Raw genomic sequence first — 18,431 nt, forward strand, 5'->3', positions numbered from 1 at the left:
TTTAAAAACCAAAACAAAAAGAAAGGAATGAAAAAATGAAAGGAAAATTGCTCTGCGCCACGCTCCTTGCAAGTATGGCAGTGACCCAAACGCATGCTGCATTGGGTATACAGCAAGCGACCACTAAAAAAGTCATCGACAATTATGCTGAAACCCAATACCCCCTAGTTTTTGTACACGGGATGTTTGGTTTTAATCACTTAGGCGGTGCCGTTTTTGGTCTAGATTATTGGTATCAAGTTCTCCCCGATTTGGCAAGCCATAAGGCAACGGCCTTTGCTACTCAAATCTCCCCATTGGAATCCATTGAAGTTCGCGGTGAACAACTGTTAGACCAAGTTGAACAAGTGGTTGCCATTACTGGCAAACCCAAAGTGAATTTAATTGGTCACTCACATGGTGGCCCTACGGCTCGATATATTGCTGGCGTACGACCTGATTTGGTTGCCTCTGTCAGTACAGTCGCAGGCACTAATGACGGTTCACCTGTGGCGGATTTAGTACAGAGCGTACCGATTTTAAATGGCGTATTAGCGACAGTTATGGATGCCTTAATGACCCCAGTGATTAACTTCGCACAGCAGTCGAATCTACCGTCAAATTTTAAAGCATCGATCTATAGTATGTCTCAACCGGGAGTCAAAGCCTTTAATGCAAAATTCTCACTGGGTATGCCTGCAACCAAATGTGCTGATGGCCCAAGTGTAGCCAATGGCATTAGCTTCTATTCATGGACAGGTATTTCCAACACCACCAACCTACTTGATCCAGACACGATCTTTACCGCAATGGGGCCAATTGCATTTAGCGGACAACCGAACGACGGCTTAGTGAGCCAATGCAGCAGTAAATTGGGTAAAACCATCCGTGATAATTATAAGTGGAACCATTTCGATGAAGTCAATCAAGTATTAGGCTTGAAAGGCTTATTTGCACCAGACCCTGTTTCAGTCTACCGTCAACATGCCAATCGTTTGAAACTTCAAGGGTTATAATTTTCTTTCTTGCATAAAAAAATGCGCCTAAAGGCGCATTTTTTTACAGCGTTGTAAAACAAATTATTTTGCTTTACGAGCTGGTAATTTTTCACGAATACGTGCAGCTTTACCAGACAATTCACGTAGGTAGTAAAGTTTAGCACGACGAACGTCACCACGACGTTTCACTTCGATACCAGCAACGATTGGTGAGTGAGTTTGGAATACACGCTCAACACCGAAACCGCTAGAAATTTTACGTACTGTGAACGCAGAGTTCAAACCACGGTTTTTCTTAGCAATTACAACACCTTCAAATGCCTGAAGACGTTCACGCTCACCTTCTTTTACTTTAACTTGAACAACTACTGTGTCACCAGGAGCAAAAGCAGGGATGTCTTGTTTCAACTGTGCATTTTCAACAGCTTGTACTAAAGGATGTTTACCGCTCATGGGGTATCTCCGATTATGCGAGTTAGAAGAGGTCTAATCATCGCTGGGGCTAGAGGCTAAAGCGCATAGACCCGATTGACTTTCCCTTTATGCTTGACCGCTTCAATGCATAAAGAGCCTAATATAAGATTTAAAAAATTTAAACCTTGGAATCTTTTAGCCATTTCTTTTGCTGCTTGGTCAATTCAACTTTTTCAACCAACTCAGGTCGGCGTTCTAAAGTGCGTTGATATCGCTGCAAAAACCGCCATTTCTCAATATTGGCATGATGTCCCGATTTTAATACTTCAGGAACATCTAAACCTTCAAAATGGTCTGGCTTGGTATATTGTGGGCAATCTAAAAGACCATCCACAAATGAGTCTTGCACATGTGATTGCTCATCAGACATTGCACCCGGAAGTCTCCGAATCACACTATCCAATAAAACCATCGCAGGGAGTTCACCACCAGATAAAACGTAATCGCCTATTGACCATTCCTGATCAACATATTGTTGGATCAAACGCTCATCAACTCCTTCATAACGACCACACAATACAATCAATCCATCATATTTGACGAAATCTTGTACCGCAGGTTCATTTAAGGTTTTTCCTTGCGGCGACATATACACCACAGGGACATGAACAGCACCCGCTTGCTTGGCAAGCTCTTTGGCACGATGAATTGCTTTCGCTAATGGCTCAGCCATCATCACCATACCTGGACCACCACCAAATGGACGTTCATCCACTCTTTTGTAGTTGCCCTCAGCAAATTCGCGTGGATTGATACAATGAACTTGCACAATGTCACGTTTTGCTGCGCGCCCGCTAATACCGTAGGCTGTAATCGCTTCAAACATTTCAGGAAAAAGCGTAATGACTGCAAAAAACATCGCAGACTCCTCTATTTTCCTGCTGCGTCAATCCTTAAAGGATTAATAATCTACGCCCCAATTTACGTAGATACGACCAGCTTCGAGATCAACACGCTGTACTACATCTTTATGCCATGGAATCATTCGCTCTTCGCTATCGACACTGTCAGCAGTAGCGCGAACTACCATCACGTCGTTAGCACCTGTTTCAAACAATTCGTGGATTTGACCGAGGTTGACTTCTTGTTCATCTTCTCCAAGACCTAACACTGTTAAGCCCTTCAAATCTGACCAGTAGTACTCGTCCACGCCTGCTTGAGGCAGTTGCGATTTAGAAATCCAGATATTTGCGCCAACCAAGTTATCTGCCGCGGTACGATCACTCACACCTTTTAGCGAAACAACCAAGCCTTTGCCATGTGGTTTCCAACGTTTTACATCTACTGTTTGCCAACCTGCTTTGGTCTCAATGTACCAAGGGAGGTAGTCAAAAATATTGCTCATAGGTTCTGTATTGGAATAGACCCAGAGCCACCCATTTAATCCATATGCTGAACGTAGCTGTCCAATCTGAATACGATCTTCGGGAACATTCTGTGTTGGTGTCATGGGCAACCTACTACTAATTAAGCAGTAGCTGCAGCTTTCTTAGCTTCAGCAGCTAAAGAAGCAACACGTTCTGAAGGTTGAGCACCTTGTGAAACCCAGTGAGCAAAACGGTCAGCATCTAAACGAAGTTTTTCTGCTTTACCTTGAGCTGTAGGGTTGAAGAAACCGATACGTTCGATGAAACGACCGTCACGTGCATTACGGCTATCAGTCACAATGATTTGATAGAACGGACGTTTTTTAGCACCACCGCGTGCAAGACGAATAACAACCATGATAGAACCTTATAGTTTTTACGGATTATCCCTGTACCGACCATCGATACATTTCAAACCCCTTTCATAGAGGGCAATATTTTACGTGAAATTTGCCCTGAATGAAAGATCAAAAAGTGTTTATCCACAATTTTGAATTTGGGGTTATTTGCCGTCCCAGTTTGAGGTGGCAGATGGAGTACAAGCAGTACCAGAATTATCTGTACCAACAGTCCAACACCGCTCACCTTTATAATTTAGTGCAATATGCCCATCAAGGTGCTGAGTTGAAGTTGCAATTGGTGTAGCAACTAATAACCACCTTTCTGAACCTAAGGGTGAGGATGTATCAATAACTCCACTATCATCAAGCCATTGCAGTTCTAACATATACAAAGGATTGCCCTGAATCGGGTATGTAGTCTTAATACCAATATCAGTCATAGTTGCACCTGTTACCTTAAAATTAGCAATTTTAAAGCGCTGAATTTGTGCAGCAACTTGCAACATATTTGCTTGCATATCAGTACGTTTAGTTTTTTTCACATATTGAAGATATGAGGGATATGCAAATGCTGCAAGTATTCCAACTATCGCAACAACAATCATCAATTCAACAAGTGTAAAGCCATTTTTTCTTACCATGACTCTGCTCCGGAACAATCAAAACCTATTGTCTTCCCTTGCTTAAAACACTGTATACCGGTACTCGTTACTACATAACTATTATTTTTTTCATCGGTTGATGTAGCCATAATTGCCCAACTTTGCCCGGTAGAAGATGAATTACTTAAAGTATTTGCTGTATTCGCTCCATCTCGAACACTAATATTATATTTAATATCAGTGCCCGTCGCACCATTAGGTACAACCAACAAATTGGATGAAGCAGTAAAATTTAAATAATTAAAATTACGCGTTTTATGCTTCTCCAAATCAACAGCGATTTGTTTCATCGTTTGTTGTGCTTGCGATGCTAAAGATTTTCTTGCATAAGCTTGATAACTAGGAATAGCAATAGCTGCAAGTATTGCAATGATGACAACGACAACCATCAACTCAATTAAAGTAAAACCTTTTTGAGCAAATAAAGTATTTTTGTTATACATACCGCCCACCTATTGTAACTTGGCATACCAACGCTGAGGAATTAAACAAATCTTACTCGCTTCACCGGTATTACCACCCAGACCATTATAAATAGTTCGAGTCCCAGTACTTAAACAATAATTGTTTTCACTACCGCCAGTTCCACCACCATTTCCACCACCATTTCCACCGCCAGTTCCACTACCAGACCCGTCATCAACACTGACAACTGTGCCTGTATGAATACCTACACCTATTTCATCTTTACCATACCATTCAGTACCAAATTTTGTTTTATCACACTGACCATATGGCAAACATAAACGCGAAAGATAACTTTCACCTTTGACACCAGCACCACAATCTCCAGAAATACCTGGACGGGAACCATCAAAAGTAGTTACGTAAAGTACGTAATTCATTGCGATTGGGGTGCCAAATACCTTCTCACTTTGAAATTTGTAGTTATTACATGAGTCTGAACCAGAACAGTTTTTATATTCATAATACCAACCTTTTGTCGAAGCATAAGGTGCTTTAAGCGTAGTATCATCCTTACGATCCTCATCCGTAATCGCAACAAGATTTGTTCTTATAATATCTTGTGTACTATATGCAGATAATGACATCAAATTTTTATTAGCAACATCTTTATCATAAACATTATAAACCGCTTCATAATCTGCACCTGAGGCATAATCCTGCAACGGCTTACTTCTATTTCCAGAGCCAATACTGATAAGTGCAAAAACATCACCTTGGTCACTATATAATGAAAATGCTGGCATATCATAAAAACGTGGACTCATCCCACCAGTTTTACTCAAATTCAGTAATCGAACAGGCTTTTTAACAATATTGCCTAGAGCCGTTGCTTTATTGTCTAAATCAACCCTAAATACTTGACCACCCAAATCTCCAAAGTAAATATTATCAATGAGTTCATCACCGTCGCGATCAACAGTTCGGATCTCACTAACAACACTATTAATCATTGTTGATACATTAGATGCTAAAGGTACTGCTGTACTAGTTGTAGCACTCGCACTCGACCACCATAATAAATCACCATTTTGTGCATCAAACATATAAACACCAGCCCCTTTTGCTGGAGCAGAGCTTGTCGGTGCATATTTAGGGCATTCATAACCTACATTTTTGGAAGTCGTATCTGTACCAGTATTACATGCTGTTGTCCCAGTTTTTGCATCATAACCACCACCAACAAACATTACTTGCTTACGAGTCGTTTTTCCTGCTGAATCCTTCCAATTGATCCAACCAATTGCTGGTTTAGACCAACTTTGCCCCATATGTTGAAGTTGGGTGAACGACTTAGACGTGTTATTGTAAAAAACTTTTTGATTTTCTGGGTCTATATGGAACTTCAGCTTAGGATCGCTCATATTTTGCAGATCTAACGCGTAGTAACTTTTTCCGCCCATGCGTAGTCCACCATATACCATCTGTCGGCCTTTTTGCGTTCCCTTTCCTGAACCAACGGTTAAGTAACCATTATCATCTACCACATATTCGGTATAAGCGGTCCAAGGCCCATCTATACCATAATAAAGATTATTAACACCGCCATTTGTAGAATCATATTTTAGAAAAGCATTTTTTTGCTTTTCAATCATTTCATTTGGCACAAATGTAAATACTTCATCACCACCAGCATCAGAAATTCCAGATCCATTTTTATCACCAATTACAATATCGCCATTTTCTAAACGTTGTTTTCCAGCTTTAACGACATGTAAAACACCTTGTGTAGTACCAAATAAAATGTAATCTTCACGCCCCTCAGAACTGAGTCGCTTGACATCTTTATCGTATGCAATTTTACCCTTATTCGTAATTAATAAAGGAGATGAGTGCATTACTGCACCGATTTGGCGTAACTCTTTATTTAAAGTTGTTGATGTTGGGTTGTTTAAATCATTTACGTTATAGCCAAGCAAAGCCATAAGATAACTATTATTTGCATTATCGGCTTTATAGACACTATTTGTTAGATCAGCCCGAGTGACCTGTCTAAGTTTAGTCCCACCACTCCAAACACCTGAATTTACATCTCGATTTGTTAATACTTTACGTTGCTCTTTTGTGTTATCACTCGCACTAAAACCTAATTTTAGTTGAGAAAACACCCCTCCACGCAATGCAAACTTAGTACTACCTTCTGTAAACTCATCACCTTCTTTATTTGCATCAACAACTGATGCTGCCCACAGGTCATAATTATCTTTAATCGCACCTTCATCATCTAAAATAGTATTTTTATTTTTATCTTTTAATACACCGTTGATAACAGCATATTTTTTTAAATTACCAGCCCAGAGTTGAAAGCTTTTCTCTGGGGTTGGTTGAAATTGAGGATAATATGCAAAATCTTGAATAACTGATGGATTTAAAGCGTCTTGCGGAACAGAAGGTGAACCCGTCGTAACAGTTGGTATTGCCACTCCTAAGTCACCTAAAAAGGCATTAACACTATTTACAATATCCTCAGAACTTTTTCCAGAATACCACCCACCCTCACCAATAATTCCTAACTTAGCCGCATTCTTTTGGTTCGTACTAGCATTGGAAGCATCCACCGCTGCCAAATTTTCAGCACGAGTTTTAGCCTTATCAAAACTTGGTACAGAGTTAAAAGAATTACCAAACCCAACCATCGCAGTTTTAATTTTTAAATTAACTGGATTTTTAGTCGGGTCTAATAATGTCTCAGCCAGCTGATGACTACATGTCCAAGTGCTATTATCCGTACATGTAAAAGCATTACCATAAGCACCCAGTGCCTTTTTCATAAGATCTCTAGGACTGCTATCATTTACAGGGTCACCGTCAGTCAAAATATAGACACCTTGACCACTACATTTTTTTATTGCATCTGTTTGCACTAATGATGCAGGCTTTTGGTATTTATTTGTCGCAGCATTTTTTGTTGTATCATCTGAATAAGCGTAACCACTTCCAGTTGTGCCAGAAGTTGTCTCCCCCATTAAGTATGCTATAGCTTCACTGTATGAACGAGAGGTTGGTGTATTAGTAGAAGCTGTAAGACTATTTACTTGATCGATCAAAATTTGCCTATGGGTTTTCCCATTATTAGGCATATTAAAACAACCAACCGCACCATATACGCAGTCTAACCGTCTTGCTGGAACTAATACTGCACCAGTATTATAATTATTATTATTATACTTAGCCCCTAAAGTGGAGATACCAATTACCTTATCGTCACTAATTGGCAATATTTTTTTTGTTGTATTCCCTTGCAATAAATCGGTCATTGCAATTTTTAAACGTTGAATCCTACTTCCTGTTGTTCCTGAATCAAAATTACCCATACTGCCCGAAATATCAAGTACAAACATCAAGGTAATATCACCCGACTTGGCCTCCTGATAAATATCAATATCACTTGCTTGTGCTACACTTGATGCTACTAGACCCGTATAAATTGCTGCGATACTGGTCGCAAGAATTTTCAGACAATAGGATTTTTTTATCGCATTCTGTTCAATCTTTTTCATCTTTTCTTACTCCCAAATCACGTAAAATCTTGTGCAATCACATACTCAGTCGCATGTGAAGTATATGGAACATTTAACCCCGACAAACATTCCGTCACACTTTTAGTTGGATCATCCTCGATGGGATCAACTTTAGATGGTTTTGTCGTACCATCAGGTATGGAAACTTCATTCATTCTTGCATTAAGACAAGTATCAATTTTCGAGCGATCTGCTGTGCTGAGCGCAGGCATAATCGAAACAGCGAACACTTTCACTGGTTTACTTTTTTCAAACTTCACACCCTTTTCATCAGAACCGAACTGCATTCCATAAAATGGATCCGCATCAGACTGAGTTGAATATTTCACAGCAACTTGAGTAATAACAGCCTTACGACCACTCGTAAAAAAGTTGCTTGTAGTAGATGTTGATGTACTGCAATAACCATCCATTCCCATTGCATTTGCTGTTGGTTTTGACTGTCCACCTTCCCATTGCATAATGCTGGCACGATTAATATCAAAAAAGTCCGCCTTATCACCCATATAGCAAAATACTAATTCTTTATCTTTATTTTCAGCCCCACTGATATAACCAAACATTCCACTCGTGGTTAAACTTTGAATTAAGTTCTCTTCTTTTTCCACACTAAAAAAAGCTGAATCAGCATTTTGTAAAAGTAATTGTTGAGCTTGGCTGTTTGTAGCAATGCTTAAACCCACTACACTATTTTTTATAGCTAATGTCCCAATTACAGTTATCGCCAATAAAAGTACCAATACAACTATTAAGGTCGCACCATTTTGATTTTTCATTTTCCTCGCTCCCCAAACGTGTTACGTAACGCAATCGTTTGAGAAACAACTTGTCTTACGTACTTAGAAGATGAATTAGTTTTTGGTGTTTTAACAACGACTGTCTGATCCAAAACTTTAAATTCTTGATCATCCTTAAAAGCTGAATCACTTCCAACACTTTGGGTCGAACGACCTAATAGCCCTAACTGTACAGATAAAATCCGCGGTTTAGGCTCTTCTGTTAAATCCATATATTTTTCTTGAGAAATATATTCATAACCATTTTTCGTATGAATCCCAAATAAAACCCGAAAGTGGTCAACTCGTTTCATTATAATTTCACCCTGACCACCAAAATCAGTTAATACTGTTGGATTGACGTCTGCAGAAGCGCTATTTTTATAAGACTCCCAATACCACCCTGCATCACAAGCTAAAGAAAGTGATTCATTTGGTTCAGTACCTTTATCGGTATCTTCCCTTAAGAAATAGCGCTGTACAATAATTCGCTTTGCAGGTTCTGTTTTTAAAAATTCAATTTTATTACCTTCACAATCGTATCCCCCAAACCACATATCATCTGATGTAACTGTTGTTCCTTTATCATCTGTGACATATTGAGGTTTGTATTGAATAACTAATTGATCACTAGACACATCACCCGACTCACAACCATTATCTATTACATCAGCACAAGAGACATTAGATGAATGAATCCCACTAGATGTCAAAAAAGATTCCGCCGTATTAGCGCCTATTAATGTTGGATATAAATTACTAAATACTTTTTTGGGTACGGTATCAGTTGCAGGAATAGTTCGTGCATTTGCAGCAGATGTAAATACTATTCCTCCATATGTTGTTTCGTCATTTATGATGGATTTAATATTGTTTAAATTAGTAGATCTAATTTCGTCAGTAATATAATTCAAACCAAAAGTGGTATTATCCTGCAAATTAGCCATACCTTGTTGTAAAGCATAACTTTTTTGAGCCGTAATAAACATCAATATTGCTGCAGCAGAAACAATCAAACCCAATGCTAATGCAATCATTAACTCAATTAATGTAAAACCATGTTGAAGTTTCATATTAGTACACCTCCATGATCAGGCATGTTGAACTTGGATCATAAGAAGTCGAGTTAGTACATCCACCAGCCCCTGCATCCGTTTCATTCGTCGGGCTTGTCTCCCCCCACGCGACATATATACATGCACGACCATCATCATTCCCCTGACAATCGATCAAATTTACTGCCATAGCTTTTTCATGTGCTTTTTTAACAATTTCAGAAACATCAAAATCAGCCATTTCATCTGCATCACATGCGGTCTGATAACAGTTTTTAGTAGACGTTTTTTGTTCAGCCGGCGTTGTTATTTCAGACTTATATTTTTCCAAAGCACCCCGATTTACACGAATGCGCTCGGCAAAATCACGAGCCAAACTCATGCCTTCTACTCGATAGGTACTTTCAGCCGATGCCTCAATTGCACGATATTGCAATGCAATAAATCCAAGCACGCCTATTGCTAGCACTAATAGCGCGACTAGGACCTCCATCAATCCCAAACCTTTCTGTACTGATATGTAATGATGCATTAGCAAGTACCCTCTACAATTTGTTGAATTATCCCCATTCTTGAAATCGTAATTATCTTTGATTTCTCTCCGGAATTTTCGTTACAGACTTCAATGACTACGTCAGTCATTGAACTACTCACTCTTCCTGTCATATCAAATACAATAGGGCTAACTGATGTTTTTAATTCAGATTTACCAGAAGGACTCCACCCAAACAAAAGCTTTTCTCTCATTTTTTCTTTTTCAGCGCTACTCGAGGTAACAGTATTTAATGAAAGATCAACCTCTACATTTTGACGATTTAATACAGCTTGAGCTCTTGCCTCATTCATTACCGAGATTAAAGTATTCGTACTTTTATTTAGATTCTGATTTAAAAGCATATTATTCATAAATGGCGCTGCCATTCCCGCAATAATTGCTATCACAGCAATTGTCACAATCAGCTCAATTAACGTAAATCCATTATTTTTCTGCATACTCCCCCCAAGGCGCGCCAAACTTTACCCTATTAAAAATAATATCTAATTAAATTACAAAACAAACACAAATTAGGATAAAAGGCATAAAAAAACAGATAATTGCCAAAAAGCAATTATCTGTCAATTCTTAAAAAATTCAGAATGTTAAGTCATTAACACTTTATGCCTGAGTTACAGGAATACGTAACTCTTTTGGTAAACTAAATGTAATATTTTCTTCACGACCATCCAGTTCTTGCGGCGCTTTTGCCCCCCAATCTTGTAAGCGCTGAATTACTTGTTTAATTAAAATTTCAGGTGCCGATGCTCCTGCAGTTACACCAATTTTTGTGTGCTCATTAAACCAGTCTTGCTGCAACTGATCGGCATTGTCCACCAAATAAGCATGCTTACCCATCCGTTCAGCCAATTCACGTAATCGGTTCGAATTCGAAGAGTTCGGTGAACCCACAACCAATACAACATCACATTGCTCAGCCAGATCACGTACGGCATCTTGGCGGTTTTGAGTGGCATAACAAATATCATCTTTACGCGGCCCCTGAATTTCAGGGAACTTCTGACGTAGAGCATCAATCACTTTTGCTGTGTCATCTATAGAAAGCGTTGTCTGAGTTACAAACGCTACTTTTTCAGGATGCACCACTTTTAGCTCTGCAACATCTTGTTCATCTTCAACCAAATAAATCGAACCACCATTTTTGGTGTCATATTGACCCATTGTCCCTTCAACTTCTGGGTGACCTTCATGACCAATCAAAATCGCTTCCACACCTTCACGAGCGTACTTGGTCACTTCTATATGCACCTTGGTCACCAAAGGGCAGGTCGCATCAAAAACTTTTAGCCCACGGCGTTCAGCTTCTTGTTGTACCGCTTTAGATACACCATGCGCACTGAAGATCACAATATTGTCATCAGGTACTTCATCCAGTTCATCCACAAATATCGCACCGCGTTGACGTAAGTCGTCCACCACAAATTTATTGTGTACTACTTCATGACGCACATATATTGGGGGATTAAAGCATTCCAGTGCACGGTTCACAATCGCGATGGCGCGATCAACACCTGCACAGAAACCGCGTGGATTAGCTAAAACAATTTCCATAGAATCCTCAATGCCCACTCAATTTTACGGGTATCACTTGAAATAAATGTAAACAATAGACGTCTGACTATTTTGTTTGGCGCGCGTCTACTCTAAAATAGAGAAGATATTTTATCATATCAGGAAAAATATCATGTCGGGTCTCTTGTTTGTCGTTTCTGCTGCTTCGGGAACAGGCAAAACATCCCTCGTTAAAGCCCTGCTTGAACGTGTAAACAATTTACATGTCTCTGTTTCTCATACCACTCGTGGTCAGCGTCCTGGCGAATTAGACGGCGTACATTACCATTTTGCAAAAAAAGAAGATTTTCTATCTTTGGTAAATGAAGGCGGCTTCATTGAATATGCAGAAGTTTTTGGTAATTATTACGGTACTGCACAGCGCACAGTAAAAGAGCAATTGGCCAAAGGTCATGACGTTTTACTTGAAATTGACTGGCAAGGTGCTGAACAGGTTCGTAAACTTTTTCCTGAATCTAGACAAATTTTTATTCTCCCTCCGAGTCAGTTCGATTTACGTCAACGCTTATCCAATCGTGGTACAGACTCTGTTGAAGTGATTGAACATCGTCTTAGCTGTGCCGTAGAAGATATGCAGCAATACGTTAATTTTGACTATATCATTATTAATGATGACTTTAATAAAGCACTGCATGACTTAGAGTCCGTTATTATTGCCAATCGTCTTGTTTTAAAACAACAAGCTATGCGCCATGAAAAACTGATTGAGAAATTAATCACCCCTACGGAGCAGTGATTAAAACTTGAGTCTATAGACAAAGCACCTTATACTGCACAATCTGTTAAAAATTTATATTCAAACGAGAATTCTTATGGCACGCGTAACCGTTGAAGATTGTTTAGACCATGTAGACAACCGCTTTGAGCTTGTACTAGTGGCAAGCAAACGCGCGCGTCAATTGGCACGTCAAGGTATCGAACCCACTGTTGAGTGGGACAATGACAAACCTACCGTTGTTGCTCTTCGTGAAATCGCAGCGGGTCACGTTTCTAAAGACATTTTGAAACAACGTGAACAAGACTACCAAACTTCAAGTTTAGACCTTGCACTTTCTGCAAATAACCTAAACTTAGACGGTTTTTCTTTCCAATAAGATAAACCTGACCTTAAAAGCCTAGTTTTTAACTAGGCTTTTTTTATGGATTCTCTTTAATATTTTACTCAGAACAGTTATAACATAAGCTTAAGACGTGCAAAGCAAGCAAAAAAGATTTTCATTTTTTTAAACTAAAAAATTGACAAGTCATGCGATATGCATTTCATTAAAGTATTAACCGTTTCATTTGTAAATCAGTAGTAAAAGGGTGTTCTATGCCAGGCCCAATGGTCAGCCAAGCCAAGCAACAGTTAAATGTGATTATCGACGCTTACCTTTCAGTAAGTGATGTCGAACGCGTGCTTGAAGCTTGCGACTATGCGGATATTGCTCATGATGGCATTACACGTAAAAGTGGCGAACCCTACATCCTCCACCCAATTGCGGTGAGCTGTATTTTGGCGCATATGCGTCTTGATGCGGAAACTTTAATGGCCGCTTTACTACATGATGTCATTGAAGATACCGAATTTACAAAACAAGATATTACTGAAAAATTTGGTCTGACCGTTGCTGAACTCGTCGACGGCGTCACTAAACTCAGCCACTCTAGTGATAAAGAATATAATAAAGCCGCATCCTTCCGTAAAATTCTGCAAGCCACCCTACAAGACCCACGTGTCATTATTATTAAACTGGCGGATCGTTATCACAATATGACCACACTAGGTGCTTTACGCCCTGACAAACGTGCTCGTATTGCCCAAGAAACTTTTGAAATTTTTGTACCTATGGCACGCCTTGTCGGTATGAATGAAATGGCCGACAACCTTGAACATTTGTGTTATCAAAATCTCGACTTAGATATGTATAACAATGTTCAAGAAGCGTTATTACAAACCAAACCGAAACGCTGCGAATACCAGACCAAGTGGGAAAACAACCTCACCACCTTGCTAGAACAACACCATATTTCAGGTCGAATTAAAAAGAAGAATAATAATATTGAATTACTTCGCCACTTTGTAAAAAACGATATCGATCTGCAAGAGCTCACCCATAGTCATGCCTTTGAAATTATTTTACAAAGCATCGCAGACTGTGACCGACTTGCTGATATCCTTAAAGAAAGCTTTAAAGTTCTAAATTACACCGATCATATTCGCCGCCCGTTACCCGGTGGCAACCAGTCACTGATGATGCGCTTAAAAGGTGAAAAGACCATTTTATCTCTGACTATCCAAACGGAGTTGATGCGTAAAGCGGCGCGCTTTGGTGTGGTTCTCGGTGAAAATGCACCACAAGCTTGTCGCTCAGCGATCCAAGCCTCCATGCAAAATTTAAACGTGTTAGTCGATGGTGCATGTGCCAAGACAACATTTAGTGAATTACTCGATTATCTACATCAAGAGAAAATTTGGGTTTATACCCCACATGGTCATTTGCATGAACTCCCTCAGGGTGCCACAGCGGTTGATTTCGCTTATTCAGCAAGCTTATTTTTGGGCAACCATGCCGTTGGTGCGAAAATTGATGGGGAAACCAAGCCCCTTTCAACACCATTACTGAGTGGTCAAGTGATTGAAATTATCACTGATGTTCTTGCAACACCAAACCCTGACTGGCTAAGCTTTATTAATACCCAAAAAGCCCGCCGCGCATTACAAAATATCCTCCGCGACCAAGACCAAGATGAACAACGTTTAGTGGGTCAGCAAGCTTTAAATCGCGCATTAAAACTCTTTAACCGTTCTGTAAGTGATTTGACATTAGCGGATTGGGAAAATGTGCTGAATTGGCGTCATTTAAATGATAAAGAACAATTATTTGAACACATTGCCGTGGGTGACTTATTACCGCAATTGGTTGCTAATCATTTATATGCTCAAGATACCATTCAGAATTCAAACTCTGCACGCTTAATCTTGGGCACTGATGGCGTCGACGTCAAATATGCGCACTGCTGTAACCCGGTTTTAGGTGATCCAATACAAGGGCATTTATCACGTCGTGGTTTGATTGTGCACCGTTCACGTTGTCATAATTTATTGCATGAACAACATTTACATCCTGAAAATATCATGCCTTTACACTGGACTACAGAAGACAGTGAGGACATTAGTTTTACAGCCTATTTATGCTTAAACATGCTGTTAAATGATGAGCAAATTTCAGAACTGATCTATCTATGCCGTAAAGAAAAAGTCGGTGTAGAAACTGTCCGTTCACATGAAGAAAAAACCTATGTGAATATTGTTGTACACAATCGTAAACAAATTGCCGAAATTATCCGTAATTTAAGAATGCATTTTGGCTTCCCACGCATCAGTCGTTTGGCACAACCTGTTGCCATTGCTGAGCCTGCGAAAGTTGCCAGCTAACCTGACACCACATATTTATATGTGATGTGTCTGTGATGATAATAGGAGAAATAGATGTCCCGCCAGGTAATCCATACTGAAAATGCACCCGCTGCAATTGGTACTTACTCACAAGCCATTTTAGTGGGCGACACTTTGTATTTATCAGGTCAAATTGGCTTAGATCCATATAGTATGGAGCTGGTAGAAGGCATTGAAGCTCAAATTCGCCGTGTATTCGACAACTTAAAAGCGGTATGTGAAGCTGCAGGTGGTTCGCTAGCAGATATCGCTAAGCTGAATATTTTCCTCACTGACCTTTCTAACTTCCAATTGGTCAACCAAATTATGGGCGAATACTTTGCTCAACCCTACCCTGCACGCGCAGCACTCGGTGTTGCTAGCCTACCAAAAGGTGCACTAGTTGAAATGGATGGCGTGGTGATTATTAATCAATAAGTTAGTAAACACCGATTAAGCCTTTCACTAAATATCATATTCCAAAAGAACAAAAAGCCTCACATGGAAATCTGAGCATTACTCAGATTTCCGCTTAAATGACAGTTTTTATTCAAAAACTCAATCACTTTAAAAGCATTTTTAAATGATTTTTATTGACAAACGATAATAATTATCAATAATATTACTTATCCCGTTTATTCACTTGGTTTGATTTCATGTACGTTTGTTTGTGCCGTGGTATTACTGATCAAGACATTAAAGATGCAATTGCCAATGGCGCAGAAAGCTATCGTGAAGTTCGCGATATGCTTGATTTAGGCACCTGTTGTGGTCGCTGTGCTCCTGAAGCTCGTATGATCATAAGTGATGAAGTTGCACAAATTGCAGCCCGTATCGCAATTGCCGCATAAACCAAGCTTTTAAATTTTCTTAACAATCATAATTATAAAACCAATGGTTTTAGACCATTCCTCCTCCCCCGCTTCTGACTCTAAGCGGGTTTTTATTTATTAAAGTCCTGAAAATTAGCGCCTTGTTTTGATTGTGATTTTCATTTGCTGTTCTATAAAATACTCGCTAAATTGCACTTTGTTGTTTAAGATATTTCTATTCTAATATCGAATTTATATTGCTTAATTCGAGCTTTATTGCAGTTAAGGAGTCAGACATGAAAGGCAATCGTGATGTAATTAATCAGTTAAATCAAGTGCTTTATCATCATTTAACTGCAATTAACCAATATTTTCTTCATTCACGGATGTTTAACGATTGGGGCATTGAAAAGCTAGGCGAAGCTGAGTACAAAGAGTCTATTCGCCAAATGAAACATGCTGACAAAATCATTGAACGTATTTTGTTCTTGGAAGGTTTACCGAATTTACAACATTTGGGCAAACTCTATATTGGGCAACATACCCAAGAAGTGCTGCAATGTGACGTGCGTAAAGTTCAGGAAAATATTGAAGCCATGCAGCAAGCCATACAATTGGCTGAACAACACATGGACTATGTGACCCGTGATTTGGTACAAGAAATTTTAGAAAAAGAAGAAGCCTATTTAGACTGGACCACTACTCAACTCGACCTCATTGAACAGGTGAGTATTGAAAACTATATTCAAAGTCAGCTCTAATTTAAAAAAAGCCTGCGTTAAGCAGGCTTTTTTGTTTTAAGGTTTAGGCTGTTCTTCGATGAGTGATTCATAAGAGACATTCAAGTCACGTAATAACTTTAAGCGCAACAACTGATGTTTCGCCTCTTGCTCATAGCCGTTATAAGCCAAGAGCCGTGCATATTTCAGCAAATCATAAGGAATAGGATAATTGAGTACCATTTCATCTATTTGCTGAATGTGTTCAGGACTGACGCGTATAAGGATTTAAGCGTACCCAAGCAATACGGCGATCAAACTCACTTAACAAATAAATAGGCTTGTTATTGGTCCATTTGGCAGGATCATCGTATTTAATGGACTGACTTAACTTTGGACCAACCACCACATAATCACGATGAATAGCCAACATGATGACTGCACCCACCACAAAACTCAGTTGAGTAAAACGTGGCGACCACGACCAACATGCACCGTCTTTTTGCGCCTGTAATACCCCAATTAAGAAACCAAAAGGCAATAAGAAATAGGCATAAAATAATGGGAACTCGAGCATGGCATGGGTCAAAATTGCCCCAAGCATAAGCATCGCCACCACCGACTCTAAGGAACGAATATTGAGGTGTAAGCGCAGCATCCAATAAGCAAAATAAGCCAAAAATGGCACAGCAATCACTAAACCATTCCATAGCGCAAAGTCGAGTACAAAGTTATGTGCGCTTTTAATCCAAACCGGCCCCTGTACGGTATCGCTAATTAAAGTATAGGCCACACTGGTTTGATGCCAACCATAGCCCCACCATGGCTCTGCCGCAATGGCATGCAGCATTTGGTTCCAAATCGCCATACGCGACATATCGCCTGTGGCACGGCGTGCCAAGTCTACCGCCTTAATCGGGGCATCTAGGGCTTCCGCAAAAACCGTACTAACCTGTGGAATCAACCATAAAAAAGCCACAAAGCTGATGGCACAAAGCGCTATGCTACGCCAATGAATGTGTAAAAGACCCCGATAGCGCTGATAGCCCATATAAATAACAATACACAGCAATGCCACCCATGATGTCCGAGATTGACTTAAAGCAATCGCAAATAAAATCACCGCAACACTTGGAATCAGCCAACCCAGTGCCAGCTGCTTACGCTCATACAAGTATAGTGCCGACAACACCCCTAAAATCAGGAACGTCGCCATATTGTTGGGTTGCGCAAAGTTGGCATACGGACGTCCTGAACGTAAGTCTGCCATGAAACCCGGAAAATACTGATCAATGGTCAACCATTGGAACACGGCAATTACGCCCGACAACGCTGCCACATACAGCACCAATTCACAAAATGCGGCAAATAAAGTCGGACGCTGCTCTGCCAAGCTCAGGTTATACGCCACGACAATACTCAGCCAAAACGCAAAAATATAGCAGCTACTGACCAACGCCTTACTAAAGAAAAATAGCTCGCCCGTTGCACATTGTAATAAGGGAACAAACATGAGTAATAACAACGGTAAGCTGATTTTAGGCACCTGCAAACGTTGTTTGAATAAGGGAATGGTCAGCGCAAATAACGCTAAAAATGCCATGGCATCACCAGTATAGGTGACCCAAGGGCGATAATGCACCGGCAGCAGCCATGCCAGCGCAATCAAGATGGCTGCAAGCCACATCCAAATGGATTTCATTGGGAATCAAATTC

The 18,431-nt window shown here is 39.9% G+C and carries 21 protein-coding genes; 7 read left to right on the forward strand and 14 right to left on the reverse strand.

The genetic code is table 11. The annotated features are described in order from the left end of the window. Window positions 1-35 precede the first annotated feature (35 nt). Window positions 36-995 (forward strand): triacylglycerol lipase, encoded by a 960-nt coding sequence (locus tag FTU22_RS03675; RefSeq protein ID WP_180093059.1) that lies wholly within the window; start codon window positions 36-38, stop codon window positions 993-995. A gap of 63 nt (window positions 996-1,058) precedes the next feature. Here the strand turns inward: FTU22_RS03675 and rplS are convergent, their stop codons facing one another. The 12 genes from rplS to ispH form a co-directional block, all read right to left on the reverse strand. Next, a complete protein-coding gene (rplS, locus tag FTU22_RS03680; RefSeq protein ID WP_078189351.1) occupies window positions 1,059-1,430 on the reverse strand; it encodes a 50S ribosomal protein L19 in 372 nt (123 codons plus the stop codon). 139 nt (window positions 1,431-1,569) lie between these two features. Beyond that, window positions 1,570-2,310 carry a tRNA (guanosine(37)-N1)-methyltransferase TrmD gene (trmD, locus tag FTU22_RS03685; protein WP_180004770.1) on the reverse strand — a complete coding sequence of 247 codons (741 nt, stop codon included), beginning with the start codon at window positions 2,308-2,310 and terminating at the stop codon, window positions 1,570-1,572. Window positions 2,311-2,352: 42 nt separating this feature from the next. Continuing rightward, the gene (rimM, locus tag FTU22_RS03690) at window positions 2,353-2,901 is read right to left on the reverse strand and encodes a ribosome maturation factor RimM (protein ID WP_078189353.1); all 549 of its coding nucleotides are present in this window, start codon (window positions 2,899-2,901) and stop codon (window positions 2,353-2,355) included. A 17-nt stretch (window positions 2,902-2,918) separates the two neighbouring features. Next, entirely contained in the window at window positions 2,919-3,176 is a 258-nt protein-coding gene (gene rpsP / locus FTU22_RS03695) for a 30S ribosomal protein S16 (protein ID WP_078189354.1), read from the reverse strand. Window positions 3,177-3,320: 144 nt separating this feature from the next. After that, complete coding sequence (locus tag FTU22_RS03700) at window positions 3,321-3,800, reverse strand: type IV pilin protein (RefSeq protein WP_180024306.1); 480 nt, start codon at window positions 3,798-3,800, stop codon at window positions 3,321-3,323. Further along, entirely contained in the window at window positions 3,794-4,264 is a 471-nt protein-coding gene (locus FTU22_RS03705) for a type IV pilin protein (protein ID WP_180024305.1), read from the reverse strand. Before FTU22_RS03705 ends, FTU22_RS03700 begins: the two co-directional genes overlap by 7 nt. Window positions 4,265-4,273: 9 nt before the next feature. Then, complete coding sequence (locus FTU22_RS03710) at window positions 4,274-7,786, reverse strand: hypothetical protein (protein WP_180024304.1); 3,513 nt, start codon at window positions 7,784-7,786, stop codon at window positions 4,274-4,276. 17 nt (window positions 7,787-7,803) lie between these two features. Continuing rightward, a complete protein-coding gene (locus tag FTU22_RS03715; protein ID WP_180024303.1) occupies window positions 7,804-8,583 on the reverse strand; it encodes a PilX N-terminal domain-containing pilus assembly protein in 780 nt (259 codons plus the stop codon). After that, complete coding sequence (locus FTU22_RS03720; RefSeq protein ID WP_180024302.1) at window positions 8,580-9,656, reverse strand: PilW family protein; 1,077 nt, start codon at window positions 9,654-9,656, stop codon at window positions 8,580-8,582. Before FTU22_RS03720 ends, FTU22_RS03715 begins: the two co-directional genes overlap by 4 nt. A gap of 1 nt (window position 9,657) precedes the next feature. Continuing rightward, the gene (pilV, locus tag FTU22_RS03725; protein WP_078189360.1) at window positions 9,658-10,170 is read right to left on the reverse strand and encodes a type IV pilus modification protein PilV; all 513 of its coding nucleotides are present in this window, start codon (window positions 10,168-10,170) and stop codon (window positions 9,658-9,660) included. After that, window positions 10,170-10,631, reverse strand: a complete 462-nt coding sequence (locus FTU22_RS03730; RefSeq protein ID WP_180024301.1) for a GspH/FimT family protein — start codon at window positions 10,629-10,631, stop codon at window positions 10,170-10,172. The genes pilV and FTU22_RS03730 overlap by 1 nt, the downstream gene beginning before the upstream one ends. 163 nt (window positions 10,632-10,794) lie before the next feature. Beyond that, on the reverse strand, window positions 10,795-11,745 hold the full coding sequence (ispH, locus tag FTU22_RS03735; protein ID WP_180093061.1) for a 4-hydroxy-3-methylbut-2-enyl diphosphate reductase: 951 nt from the start codon (window positions 11,743-11,745) through the stop codon (window positions 10,795-10,797). A gap of 133 nt (window positions 11,746-11,878) precedes the next feature. Here ispH and gmk point away from each other — a divergent pair, with 133 nt between their 5' ends. The 6 genes from gmk (at window position 11,879) to bfr (ending at window position 16,757) form a co-directional block, all read left to right on the forward strand. Further along, window positions 11,879-12,502, forward strand: a complete 624-nt coding sequence (gene gmk / locus FTU22_RS03740; protein ID WP_078192517.1) for a guanylate kinase — start codon at window positions 11,879-11,881, stop codon at window positions 12,500-12,502. Between the two features lie 76 nt (window positions 12,503-12,578). Beyond that, a complete protein-coding gene (gene rpoZ, locus FTU22_RS03745; RefSeq protein ID WP_067762989.1) occupies window positions 12,579-12,860 on the forward strand; it encodes a DNA-directed RNA polymerase subunit omega in 282 nt (93 codons plus the stop codon). Window positions 12,861-13,078: 218 nt separating this feature from the next. Then, complete coding sequence (locus tag FTU22_RS03750; RefSeq protein ID WP_180093063.1) at window positions 13,079-15,184, forward strand: bifunctional (p)ppGpp synthetase/guanosine-3',5'-bis(diphosphate) 3'-pyrophosphohydrolase; 2,106 nt, start codon at window positions 13,079-13,081, stop codon at window positions 15,182-15,184. Between the two features lie 54 nt (window positions 15,185-15,238). Further along, on the forward strand, window positions 15,239-15,622 hold the full coding sequence (locus FTU22_RS03755) for a RidA family protein (RefSeq protein WP_180024298.1): 384 nt from the start codon (window positions 15,239-15,241) through the stop codon (window positions 15,620-15,622). Between the two features lie 218 nt (window positions 15,623-15,840). Next, complete coding sequence (locus FTU22_RS03760) at window positions 15,841-16,035, forward strand: bacterioferritin-associated ferredoxin (RefSeq protein WP_078192519.1); 195 nt, start codon at window positions 15,841-15,843, stop codon at window positions 16,033-16,035. Between the two features lie 257 nt (window positions 16,036-16,292). Beyond that, on the forward strand, window positions 16,293-16,757 hold the full coding sequence (bfr, locus tag FTU22_RS03765; RefSeq protein ID WP_180093065.1) for a bacterioferritin: 465 nt from the start codon (window positions 16,293-16,295) through the stop codon (window positions 16,755-16,757). A gap of 36 nt (window positions 16,758-16,793) precedes the next feature. Here the strand turns inward: bfr and FTU22_RS16430 are convergent, their stop codons facing one another. Continuing rightward, window positions 16,794-16,958 carry a hypothetical protein gene (locus FTU22_RS16430; protein WP_306670213.1) on the reverse strand — a complete coding sequence of 55 codons (165 nt, stop codon included), beginning with the start codon at window positions 16,956-16,958 and terminating at the stop codon, window positions 16,794-16,796. Between the two features lie 22 nt (window positions 16,959-16,980). After that, complete coding sequence (locus FTU22_RS03770; RefSeq protein ID WP_306670212.1) at window positions 16,981-18,417, reverse strand: O-antigen ligase; 1,437 nt, start codon at window positions 18,415-18,417, stop codon at window positions 16,981-16,983. Between the last annotated feature and the right edge of the window lie 14 nt (window positions 18,418-18,431).

Origin of the sequence: Acinetobacter sp. YH12076 (assembly GCF_013419525.1) — a bacterium.
Taxonomy (GTDB): Bacteria; Pseudomonadota; Gammaproteobacteria; order Pseudomonadales; family Moraxellaceae; genus Acinetobacter; species Acinetobacter amyesii.